Origin of the sequence: Aeribacillus sp. FSL M8-0254 (assembly GCF_038008845.1) — a bacterium.
Taxonomy (GTDB): Bacteria; Bacillota; Bacilli; order Bacillales; family Aeribacillaceae; genus Aeribacillus; species Aeribacillus composti.
On the sequence record NZ_JBBOZY010000001.1, the window covers coordinates 1 to 12,102 of the forward strand.

Genomic DNA, 12,102 nt, shown 5'->3' on the forward strand with positions numbered 1-12,102 from the left:
TTGCTGAATCCAAAATATACTTTTGATACGTTTGTTATCGGCTCAGGAAATCGATTTGCCCATGCTGCATCCCTGGCTGTTGCGGAAGCGCCGGCAAAAGCATACAACCCGCTGTTTATTTATGGTGGCGTCGGTCTCGGAAAAACTCATTTAATGCATGCAATCGGCCATTATGTATTAGAACATAATCCTTCCGCGAGAGTCGTCTATTTGTCATCAGAAAAATTTACGAATGAATTTATTAACTCAATTCGTGACAATAAAGCCGATGAATTTCGCAATAAATACCGGAATGTTGATGTTCTATTGATAGATGATATTCAATTTCTTGCTGGAAAAGAACAAACACAAGAGGAATTTTTCCATACGTTCAACACACTTCACGAGGAAAGCAAGCAAATAGTCATTTCAAGCGACAGGCCGCCAAAGGAAATTCCTACTCTTGAAGACCGGCTGAGATCACGTTTTGAATGGGGGCTCATAACAGATATTACTCCTCCTGACCTCGAAACAAGAATTGCCATTTTAAGAAAAAAAGCGAAAGCTGATGGATTGGATATTCCAAATGAAGTCATGCTTTATATTGCCAACCAAATTGATACAAATATTCGTGAGCTAGAAGGTGCCCTTATACGCGTAGTAGCTTATTCTTCTCTCATTAATAAAGATATTAACGCGGATCTCGCGGCAGAAGCATTAAAAGACATTATACCGAGCTCCAAGCCTAAAATTATTACCATTCAAGAAATTCAACGTGTAGTTGGACAGCATTTTAATGTTAAATTGGAAGATTTTAAAGCAAAAAAGAGAACAAAGTCTGTTGCATTTCCAAGACAGATTGCCATGTACTTATCAAGAGAATTAACCGACTCTTCTTTGCCGAAAATTGGAGAAGAATTTGGAGGAAGAGACCATACAACAGTCATTCATGCTCATGAAAAAATTTCAAAGCTATTAGAAGAAGACCCACAGCTGCAAAATCAAATAAATGAAATAAAAGAACAGTTAAAGCATTCCATTCATTATCATTAGTTGAGGACATTGTGAATAACTTTGACATTGGCATGCACAGTTTATCCACATGTGGATAAACTGTGCTTCCTTTCATTAACATTGTTATCAACATATCCACAAGCCCTATTACTACTTATACTATATTTTTTAATTAAAAAATAATAATATAAAATGTATTTGATAGATGGCAGTGCAGCCTTAGAAGGAGGATTTACATGCAAGTTATCGTCCCAAAAAATAAGCTTGTTGAAAGCGTCCAAGATGTCATGAAGGCCGTCTCCTCTAGAACAACCATTCCTATATTGACCGGAATAAAAATTGTCGCAACAGAAGAGGGCATTTCATTAACAGGCAGTGATTCAGACATTTCGATTGAGTCCTTTATACCTGCAGAAGAAAATGGAACGATTCATGCGGAAATCATCGAGCCCGGAAGCATTGTTTTGCAAGCTCGTTTTTTTAGTGATATTGTGAGGAAGCTTCCGCAGGATAAAGTGGAAATGAAAGTGGAAAACCACTTTCTAACTATTATTCGATCAGGAAGTGCGGAATTTAATCTGCATGGTTTGGATGCAGAAGAATATCCAAGATTGCCGGAAATTAAGGAGCAAAACGTTTTTAAAATTCCATCAGATCTATTAAAAACCTTAATTCGACAAACAGTTTTTGCTGTTTCGGTTTCAGAAACAAGACCAATTTTAACCGGTGTAAACTGGCGTTTAGAAAATGGCGAATTAACATGTATTGCAACGGACAGCCATCGATTAGCTTTACGGAAAGCAAAAGTGGAAACCAATATTTCTGAAGCGCATAATGTCGTTATTCCGGGAAAAAGCTTAAATGAGCTGAATAAAATTCTTGATGAAAACGATGATCTTGTCGAGATTGTCATTACAGAAAATCAAGTTTTGTTTAAGACGAAAAACATATTATTCTTTTCACGCCTCTTAGACGGAAATTACCCTGATACGAGCAGACTTATTCCAATGGAAAGTAAAACGGATATTGTTCTTGACGCAAAAGATTTTTTACAAGCTATAGACCGCGCATCTCTTCTTGCAAGAGAAGGACGCAATAACGTCGTCAAGTTGACAACATTTCCTAACGGGAAGGTTGAAATCTTGTCAAATTCACCGGAAATTGGGAAGGTTGTCGAAGAAATTCATGCCAAAGATGTTCAGGGAGAAGATTTAAAAGTCTCCTTTAGTGCAAAATATATGATAGATGCATTAAAAGCTGTGGAAGGATCAGAAATTCGCATCAGCTTTACAGGGGCGATGAGGCCGTTTTTAATTCGTGTTCCCGAAGATGAAACAGTTTTGCAGCTGATTCTTCCTGTCCGAACATATTAAACAGCTGTCACCGATTCTTTATGATAAATTCCTCTATTTTGAAGTACTGGAAATAAAAATGAAAGCTACTAGTAATCAAAAAAGCTAGTAGCTTTCTTTTCGAATTGGGAAATATTTAGTAAAATAAAAAGTTAGAGACTATTTTGAGAAAGCGGATGAAATTCAGATGAAGCGTATGATTCAAATTAAAGGTGAATATATTACACTCGGACAATTTTTAAAATTAGCGGATGTCATCCAAACTGGCGGAATGGCAAAATGGTTTCTGCAAGAGCATGAAGTGCTCGTAAATTCTGAGAGGGAACAGCGCCGGGGAAGAAAATTAAGAGACGGAGACATCGTAGAAGTAAAAGAGATTGGAACCTTTATTGTAAAAAACTGAAGTTGGTGACCTTCATTGTATTTAAAAGAATTCAGTTTAAAGAACTACCGTAATTATGAGTCCCTTCATGTACAGTTTGAAAACAAAGTCAATGTGATAATTGGAGAAAATGCCCAAGGGAAAACAAATATGATGGAGGGCATCTATGTTTTGGCGATGGCGAAATCCCATCGAACCAGCAATGATAAAGAGCTCATTCAATGGGAGAAGGAATATGCTAAAATAGAAGGGAGAATAGAAAAACAAAATCGTTTTTCTACGGTTGAATTAATTATTTCCAACAAAGGGAAAAAAGCTAAATTAAATCATTTAGAACAAAAAAAATTAAGTGAATATGTCGGTCACGTCAATGTGATTATGTTTGCTCCGGAAGATTTGAATTTAGTTAAAGGAAGTCCGCAAATTCGCAGGCGTTTTATCAATATGGAAATTGGACAAGTTTCTCCTGTTTATTTGCACCAACTGAACAAATATCAAAAAATCATTCAGCAGAGAAATCATTATTTAAAGCTTCTCCAAACGAGAAAGCAGACGGATGAAAAAATGTTGGATGTGCTTACACTTCAGCTGTGTGAGACAGCGAGCAATATCATTAAAAAAAGATATTTGTTTGTTAAACAGCTTGAAAAATGGGCACAACCGATTCATTCCATCATTTCAAGGGGAATGGAGGAATTAAGAATTCAGTATAAGCCTTCTGTTGATGTATCAGAAGAAGCAGACTTGTCGAAAATAGTAGAAGTATACTATGACAGGTTTGCTAAAATAAGAGAAAAGGAAATAGAACGTGGAACGACGTTAGCCGGTCCCCACAGAGATGACCTTATTTTTTATGTGAACGGCCGGGATGTTCAAACATTCGGATCGCAAGGCCAGCAGCGCACGACAGCTCTTTCGCTGAAATTGGCCGAAATAGATTTGATCCATGAAGAGATTGGCGATTATCCTGTATTATTGTTGGACGATGTTTTATCAGAATTAGATGATTTTAGGCAATCTCATTTATTAAATGCCATTCAAGGGAAAGTGCAAACCTTTGTGACAACAACAAGCGTAGATGGAATTGATCACAAAACCTTGAAGGAAGCGGCTATCTATCGTGTATCTTCCGGACAATTAATATAAATTATTTTTTTTTTGAAACAGATCATGATGCTATTAAGGATTTTAACATTTGCAGCTTGTTTTTTTACTCATGCATAGATCATGTCTTACTTTGAAAAAAGCGAATCAATCCATTTAGATTTTTTGTCGATAAAAGATTTTTTTATCTATTCAATCGATTTTATGTTTATAAAAGTGTAGGTGATCATTGTGGCGATGGAACAAAATCATGAGGAACAAACAACATATGATGAAAACCAGATTCAAGTACTGGAAGGGTTGGAAGCTGTTCGAAAAAGACCTGGAATGTATATTGGATCTACCAGTTCCAAAGGTCTTCATCATCTCGTTTGGGAAATTGTCGATAATAGTATAGATGAGGCTTTAGCGGGTTTTTGTACAGAAATAAATGTGACGATCGAACAAGACAATAGTATAACAGTAAAAGATAACGGGCGAGGAATACCCGTCGGAATACATGAGAAAATGGGAAGACCAGCCGTTGAAGTCATCATGACTGTCCTTCATGCAGGAGGAAAATTCGGAGGCGGAGGCTATAAAGTTTCCGGTGGACTCCACGGTGTAGGAGCTTCAGTTGTGAATGCACTGTCAACTGAACTGGAGGTTTTTGTTCATCGCGATGGAAATATTTACTACCAGAAATATCGCCGAGGTGTGCCTTGTGAAGATTTGAAAATTGTTGGAAAAACTGAAACGACGGGAACCATTGTGCATTTCAAGCCTGATCCTGAAATTTTTAAAGAAACAACCGAATATGATTATGATACGTTGGCGTCGCGGTTGCGAGAACTTGCTTTTTTAAACCGTGGAATCAAGATTACATTAGAAGATAAGCGGGACGAAAAAGGACGGCAAAATTCATATTACTATGAGGGCGGTATCATCTCCTATGTAAAGCATCTCAACCGTACAAAAGAGGTTCTTCATGAAGAACCGATTTATATTGAAGGAGATAAAGATGGAATAAAAATAGAAATCGCTCTTCAATACAATGATGGATATACAAGTAATATTTACTCTTTTGCTAATAATATTCACACTTATGAGGGCGGTACTCACGAATCCGGCTTTAAAACTGCCTTAACTCGCGTCATTAATGATTACGCTAGAAAAACTGGATCTATTAAAGAAAACGATCAAAATTTATCAGGAGAAGATGTTCGTGAGGGGTTAACCGCGATCATTTCTGTCAAACATCCTAATCCCCAATTTGAGGGACAAACGAAAACAAAGCTTGGAAATTCCGAAGTAAGAACAATTACGGATTCCATTTTCTCGGAAATGTTTGAAACGTTTCTTTTCGAACATCCGCAAACAGCTAAAAAAATTGTGGAAAAAGGTTTGATGGCGGCAAGAGCCCGTTTAGCTGCCAAAAAAGCAAGGGAATTAACGAGAAGAAAAAGCGCATTAGATGTTTCGAATTTGCCTGGAAAATTAGCAGATTGTTCGTCAAAAGATCCATCCATCTCAGAATTGTTTGTTGTTGAGGGTGATTCTGCCGGTGGTTCTGCTAAGCAGGGCCGGGACAGACATTTCCAAGCTATTTTGCCGTTGAGAGGAAAAATTTTAAATGTTGAGAAAGCACGTCTTGACAAAATATTATCCAACAATGAAGTGCGTGCCATAATCACAGCCATTGGAACAGGGATTGGCGAAGATTTCGATGTTTCGAAAGCGAGATACCATAAAGTTGTGATTATGACGGATGCCGATGTGGACGGAGCGCATATTCGTACACTGCTGCTTACCTTTTTCTATCGGTACATGAGAGGAATTATTGAAAAAGGATATGTTTATATTGCGCAGCCTCCTTTATATAGAATTCAACAAGGGAAAAGGGTTGAATATGCGTACAATGATCGGCAGCTCGATAAAATTTTGTCCAATCTTCCAAGCCAACCGAAGCCAAGCATTCAACGCTACAAAGGACTTGGAGAAATGAATGCTGAGCAGCTTTGGGAAACAACAATGAATCCATCAACTAGAACGCTGCTGCAAGTAACGTTGCAGGATGCGATTGATGCGGATGAAACGTTTGAAATTTTAATGGGAGACAAAGTGGAGCCTCGCCGCCAGTTTATTGAAGAAAACGCCCGTTATGTAAAAAATTTGGATATTTAATCGATTTGTTCACCCCATTCTCATTTTGTTTTTCTCCATAAAGTGAGGTTTGGGAATTGCTTTTTACGGAGGTAATAAAAAATGGCTGAAAACAAAGAATCGCAAATACAGGAAGTCAATATAAGCCAAGAAATGCGTTCATCCTTCCTTGATTATGCGATGAGCGTCATCGTGTCGCGCGCCTTGCCTGACGTCCGTGACGGACTTAAGCCTGTTCACCGGAGAATTCTTTATGCCATGCATGACCTTGGCATGACTCCGGATAAACCGCATAAAAAATCTGCAAGGATTGTAGGAGATGTGATCGGTAAGTACCATCCACACGGAGATTCAGCTGTTTACGAGACGATGGTGAGAATGGCCCAAGATTTTAACTATCGCTATATGCTGGTGGATGGTCACGGAAACTTTGGATCCGTTGATGGAGACGCCGCAGCTGCGATGCGTTATACAGAGGCGAGAATGTCAAAAATTTCAATGGAACTTTTGCGTGACATTAATAAAGACACCATTGATTATCAAGATAATTATGACGGATCGGAAAAGGAGCCTGTCGTTCTTCCTTCCCGTTTCCCGCACTTGCTCGTAAATGGCGCATCCGGAATTGCAGTAGGAATGGCGACCAACATTCCTCCACATCAAATCGGCGAAGTAATCGACGGTGTTCTGGCATTAAGTAAAAATCCAGACATCACCATTGGAGAGCTAATGGAAATCATTCCTGGACCGGACTTTCCGACGGCAGGACAAATAATGGGGAAAAGCGGCATTCGAAAAGCTTATGAGACCGGACGAGGATCGATCACGCTCCGGGCAAAGGTTGAAATTGAAGAAAGAGAAAACGGGAAACAGGCAATTATAGTGACTGAGATTCCGTACCAAGTAAATAAAGCAAAACTTATTGAAAAGATTGCAGAGCTTGTCCGTGAGAAAAAAATTGACGGTATCTCCGATTTAAGAGATGAATCTGATAGAAAAGGTATGCGCATTGTCATCGAAGTTCGGAGAGATGCAAATGTCAACGTGCTTTTGAATAATTTATATAAACAGACGGCATTACAAACAAGCTTTGGAATTAATATGCTTGCTTTAGTAGACGGAGAACCGAAAGTATTAAATTTAAAACAAATTTTAGAGCATTATTTAGATCATCAAAAAGTCGTTATTAGAAGACGTACTGCTTTTGAATTAAGAAAGGCTGAAGCGCGAGCGCATATTTTGGAAGGGTTAAGAATTGCATTAGATCATATCGATGAAGTGATTAACCTGATTCGAAGCTCCAAAACAACAGATATTGCCCGCGAAGGATTAATGGAAAAATTCAGCTTAACGGAAAAGCAAGCACAGGCCATCTTGGATATGCGGCTGCAGCGTCTGACAGGCCTTGAACGAGAAAAAATAGAAGAGGAATATAATGAGCTGGTAAAGCTAATTGAAGAGTTAAAAGGTATATTAGCCAGCGAAGAAAAGGTTTTAGACATTATTCGTGAGGAATTAGAAGAAATAAAAGAGCGTTTTAATGATGAGCGCCGTACAGAAATAATTGCAACTGGTTTAGAAGCTTTTGAAGACGAAGATTTGATTCCAAAAGAGAATATTGTCATTACGCTTACCCATAAAGGCTATATTAAGCGCCTCCCTGTTTCTACTTACCGCAGTCAAAAGCGTGGCGGAAGAGGCATTCAAGGAATGGGAACTAATGCTGACGACTTTGTTGAGCATCTTTTAACAACCAGTACACACGATACTATTTTATTTTTTACAAATAAAGGAAAAGTTTACCGAGCAAAAGGATATGAAATCCCCGAATATGGACGAACAGCTAAAGGGCTTCCGATCATTAATTTATTGGAAATAGACCAAGATGAATGGATCAATGCCATCATCCCTGTTCCAGGATTTGTTGATGATTGGTTTTTATTTTTTGCGACAAAAGAAGGAATATGTAAACGATCACCGCTTTCTCAATTTTCCAATATACGTAACAGCGGTTTAATTGCGCTGCACTTACGCGAAGGGGACGAGCTTATCTCCGTACATTTGACAGATGGTACAAAAGATATTGTAATTGGAACAAAAAATGGAATGTTAATTCGTTTTCATGAACAAGATGTCCGGTCAATGGGCCGCACAGCTACGGGCGTAAAGGGAATTACGTTGGAAAAAAATGATGAAGTTGTCGGCATGGAAGTGCTGGACCCAGGTGTCGATGTATTAGTCGTAACTGAAAATGGGTACGGAAAACGTACGCACGAAAGCGAGTACCGAATCCAAACCCGGGGCGGCAAAGGTTTAAAAACATGCAACATTACCCCTAAAAATGGGTCGGTAGTTTCTGTAAAAGCTGTTCGCGGTGACGAAGATTTAATGATCATTACTGGGAACGGCGTTCTGATTCGCATGGATGTCAATGATATTTCTTCAATGGGACGTAATACAGTCGGTGTAAAGCTTATTAAACTTGATGAAAATGAACATGTTTCAACGGTTGCGCTCGTTGAAAAAGAAGAGCAAGAGGAACAGCAGGAAGAAGAATAAAAAGTGCTCTTTTTTGAAGGGTGATATCTGTTGAAACATATTCTGCCAGCGGAAGGAAAAAGTACTAATTTTAGGTCTACCACAGCTTTCAAAGCTGTGGTATTGTTAATTTATGGAGATCAAACGAATATTTCCTAATCTTTATCCTGTGAGAAAAAGGTATTTTTCGTTTTGAGGTTTGTTTACGTTCCTAAATGAGTGGGTGCCAATTGATTTTTATTTAAAGGAGGGGGTTCATTTGCGGATTCATGTCAAAAAATTGAAGCCGGGATTTGTCTTAGCAGAAGATGTTTATTCTTTGTCACCAAAACCAATTGCGAAAAAAGGCACTGTTATTAATGAGGAACATATTGAATTTTTTCGTGCATTTTTAATTAAAGAAGTTCAAGTCCGGACTTCTACTACTACAGGAGTAAAAGAAGCGAAAGAGGATATTTCCACTGATCAACCTCAAAAAAATGAGGCTGACGTTCAAAAAACGGAAAGTTCATCAAAAACTGCTTTTGAAGAAATTTTTGTACATTCAGTAGAACAGCTCCAAAAGTATTTTTTATTTTGGCAGTCGGGTGCTTCAGTAGATATTTATAAAATTAGAACATTACTCCTCCCAGTATTAAAAGCTGGGTTTGATCAACCAAGCAAAATAATGGAGACTTATACAACATGTGATGCAAAAAATTATATTTGCCATCATTCTGTTTCTGTCTCTTTATTAAGCGCTTTAATTGCAAAAAAAATGGGATTTTTAACTGGTGAAGTAAATCAAATTGCTCTTGCAGGTCTGTTAAGTGATTGTGGGATGGCAAAAATTACGTCGGCAATTTTAACAAAAAAAGAAGCGCTGACAGAAAAAGAGTTCCTCGAGGTTAGAGAACATCCTATTCACAGCTATAAATTATTAAAAGATTTACCAGCTTTAACAGAAGGTGCGAAAGTTGCAGTCTTGCAGCATCATGAACGATTTGATGGATCAGGTTATCCTTTAGGAATTAAAGGCGTTCAAATTCATCCTTTTGCCAAAATCATTTCGTTTGCAGACGCATATCAAGCAATGATTTCTCCTCGTCCATATCGCAATGGACAATCGCCTTTTCACGTATTGGATCAAATAGAAAAAGACCAATTTGGAAAATTTGATTTATCGGTTGTTCAAGCTTTCAAAAAAATATTTATAAAAGATATGGTAGGACGAACAGTAAAGCTTTCTAATGGAGCTTATGGGAAAATCGTTTTTATAAATGAAAAATTGGTTACAAAGCCGATGGTACAAGCAGAGAATTCCGATCAAATTATATCTTTGGAAAAGAGCAAGGATTTGTCGATTATAAAGGTTTTTTAGTTTTTTCGAAAATATAAAATAATGCTTGTCAAAAACGATTGAAACTGCTATAATCACTGAAGTCAGCAATTAAAATAAAAAAAGTGTTGACAACCATAAAGTATGATTTTATAATGTAAAAGTCGCTGTTTTTGATATATGATCTTTGAAAACTGAACAAAACGAAAAGCGTGCCTGTTGATTCTGACAAGAGCATTTGGTGACAAACTTTTTTTGGAGAGTTTGATCCTGGCTCAGGACGAACGCTGGCGGCGTGCCTAATACATGCAAGTCGAGCGGACCGAAGGGAGCTTGCTCCTTTAGGTTAGCGGCGGACGGGTGAGTAACACGTGGGCAACCTGCCCTGCAGACTGGGATAACTTCGGGAAACCGGAGCTAATACCGGATAACACCGAAAACCGCATGGTTTTCGGTTGAAAGGCGGCTTTTAGCTGTCACTGCAGGATGGGCCCGCGGCGCATTAGCTAGTTGGTGAGGTAACGGCTCACCAAGGCGACGATGCGTAGCCGACCTGAGAGGGTGACCGGCCACACTGGGACTGAGACACGGCCCAGACTCCTACGGGAGGCAGCAGTAGGGAATCTTCCGCAATGGACGAAAGTCTGACGGAGCAACGCCGCGTGAGCGAAGAAGGTCTTCGGATCGTAAAGCTCTGTTGTCAGGGAAGAACAAGTGCCGTTCGAACAGGGCGGTACCTTGACGGTACCTGACGAGGAAGCCACGGCTAACTACGTGCCAGCAGCCGCGGTAATACGTAGGTGGCAAGCGTTGTCCGGAATTATTGGGCGTAAAGCGCGCGCAGGCGGTTCCTTAAGTCTGATGTGAAATCTCGCGGCTCAACCGCGAGCGGCCATTGGAAACTGGGGAACTTGAGTGCAGGAGAGGGGAGCGGAATTCCACGTGTAGCGGTGAAATGCGTAGAGATGTGGAGGAACACCAGTGGCGAAGGCGGCTCTCTGGCCTGTAACTGACGCTGAGGCGCGAAAGCGTGGGGAGCGAACAGGATTAGATACCCTGGTAGTCCACGCCGTAAACGATGAGTGCTAAGTGTTAGAGGGTATCCACCCTTTAGTGCTGCAGCAAACGCATTAAGCACTCCGCCTGGGGAGTACGGCCGCAAGGCTGAAACTCAAAGGAATTGACGGGGACCCGCACAAGCGGTGGAGCATGTGGTTTAATTCGAAGCAACGCGAAGAACCTTACCAGGTCTTGACATCCCCTGACAACCCTAGAGATAGGGCGTTCCCCTTTCGGGGACAGGGTGACAGGTGGTGCATGGTTGTCGTCAGCTCGTGTCGTGAGATGTTGGGTTAAGTCCCGCAACGAGCGCAACCCTTGACCTTAGTTGCCAGCATTCAGTTGGGCACTCTAAGGTGACTGCCGGCTAAAAGTCGGAGGAAGGTGGGGATGACGTCAAATCATCATGCCCCTTATGACCTGGGCTACACACGTGCTACAATGGGTGGTACAAAGGGCAGCGAAACCGCGAGGTGGAGCGAATCCCAAAAAACCACTCTCAGTTCGGATTGCAGGCTGCAACTCGCCTGCATGAAGCCGGAATCGCTAGTAATCGCGGATCAGCATGCCGCGGTGAATACGTTCCCGGGTCTTGTACACACCGCCCGTCACACCACGAGAGTTTGTAACACCCGAAGTCGGTGGGGTAACCCTTACGGGAGCCAGCCGCCGAAGGTGGGACAAATGATTGGGGTGAAGTCGTAACAAGGTAGCCGTATCGGAAGGTGCGGCTGGATCACCTCCTTTCTAAGGATATATACATTGAAATAGGGTGCGCTTTTCCGTTTTGTTTAGTTTTGAAGGATCACATCCTTCCCCGTTTGCTGGTGAATTCGCAAAGTCGATTTCCCAGCGAATAGAAGCTGAATAAAAAATACAGGATGGGCCTGTAGCTCAGCCGGTTAGAGCGCACGCCTGATAAGCGTGAGGTCGGTGGTTCAAGTCCACTCAGGCCCACCATAAATAAGACCATCCTGGGGCCTTAGCTCAGCTGGGAGAGCGCCTGCTTTGCACGCAGGAGGTCAGCGGTTCGATCCCGCTAGGCTCCACCATAAGTTTGATGAATATTGGAAGCATTGCTCCTATGCGAGAGCCCATTCGAAGGATCGGATGTTCGGCTAAAAGCAACTCAAGCAGCAAGGGAGCTCATTGAAAGAAAAAGCATTGTTCTTTGAAAACTGGATAACGGAAAGACATTCACGAATAGATCGCTC

General features: G+C 40.6%; 7 protein-coding genes, 2 tRNA genes and 1 rRNA gene. All 10 read left to right on the forward strand.

Annotated elements, in window-relative coordinates; all coding sequences use genetic code 11:
* Positions 1–1,032, forward strand: a 1,032-nt coding sequence (dnaA, locus tag NSQ44_RS00005) for a chromosomal replication initiator protein DnaA (RefSeq protein WP_340732194.1), incomplete at its 5' end; no start/stop codon positions are given.
* Between the two features lie 197 nt (positions 1,033–1,229).
* The gene (dnaN, locus tag NSQ44_RS00010) at positions 1,230–2,366 is read left to right on the forward strand and encodes a DNA polymerase III subunit beta (protein WP_340854361.1); all 1,137 of its coding nucleotides are present in this window, start codon (positions 1,230–1,232) and stop codon (positions 2,364–2,366) included.
* Between the two features lie 166 nt (positions 2,367–2,532).
* Positions 2,533–2,748 carry a S4 domain-containing protein YaaA gene (yaaA, locus tag NSQ44_RS00015; RefSeq protein ID WP_066251626.1) on the forward strand — a complete coding sequence of 72 codons (216 nt, stop codon included), beginning with the start codon at positions 2,533–2,535 and terminating at the stop codon, positions 2,746–2,748.
* Positions 2,749–2,763: 15 nt separating this feature from the next.
* A complete protein-coding gene (gene recF, locus NSQ44_RS00020) occupies positions 2,764–3,873 on the forward strand; it encodes a DNA replication/repair protein RecF (protein WP_340854362.1) in 1,110 nt (369 codons plus the stop codon).
* 195 nt (positions 3,874–4,068) lie between these two features.
* The gene (gene gyrB, locus NSQ44_RS00025; RefSeq protein ID WP_340854364.1) at positions 4,069–5,994 is read left to right on the forward strand and encodes a DNA topoisomerase (ATP-hydrolyzing) subunit B; all 1,926 of its coding nucleotides are present in this window, start codon (positions 4,069–4,071) and stop codon (positions 5,992–5,994) included.
* Between the two features lie 81 nt (positions 5,995–6,075).
* Positions 6,076–8,532 (forward strand): DNA gyrase subunit A, encoded by a 2,457-nt coding sequence (gene gyrA, locus NSQ44_RS00030; RefSeq protein WP_340854366.1) that lies wholly within the window; start codon positions 6,076–6,078, stop codon positions 8,530–8,532.
* 238 nt (positions 8,533–8,770) lie between these two features.
* Complete coding sequence (locus NSQ44_RS00035) at positions 8,771–9,871, forward strand: HD-GYP domain-containing protein (protein ID WP_340854368.1); 1,101 nt, start codon at positions 8,771–8,773, stop codon at positions 9,869–9,871.
* 210 nt (positions 9,872–10,081) lie between these two features.
* Positions 10,082–11,635: ribosomal RNA gene (locus tag NSQ44_RS00040) — 16S ribosomal RNA — on the forward strand.
* Positions 11,636–11,771: 136 nt separating this feature from the next.
* Positions 11,772–11,848: transfer RNA gene (locus NSQ44_RS00045), tRNA-Ile, on the forward strand.
* A gap of 16 nt (positions 11,849–11,864) precedes the next feature.
* Positions 11,865–11,940, forward strand: a tRNA-Ala gene (locus tag NSQ44_RS00050).
* Positions 11,941–12,102 lie beyond the last annotated feature (162 nt).

Coding starts and splice junctions, on each gene's coding strand:
- gyrA (WP_340854366.1), top strand. CDS start 6,076: ATGGCTGAAAACAAAGAATCGCAAATACAGGAAGTCAATATAAGCCAA.
- dnaN (WP_340854361.1), top strand. CDS start 1,230: ATGCAAGTTATCGTCCCAAAAAATAAGCTTGTTGAAAGCGTCCAAGAT.
- gyrB (WP_340854364.1), top strand. CDS start 4,069: ATGGAACAAAATCATGAGGAACAAACAACATATGATGAAAACCAGATT.
- yaaA (WP_066251626.1), top strand. CDS start 2,533: ATGAAGCGTATGATTCAAATTAAAGGTGAATATATTACACTCGGACAA.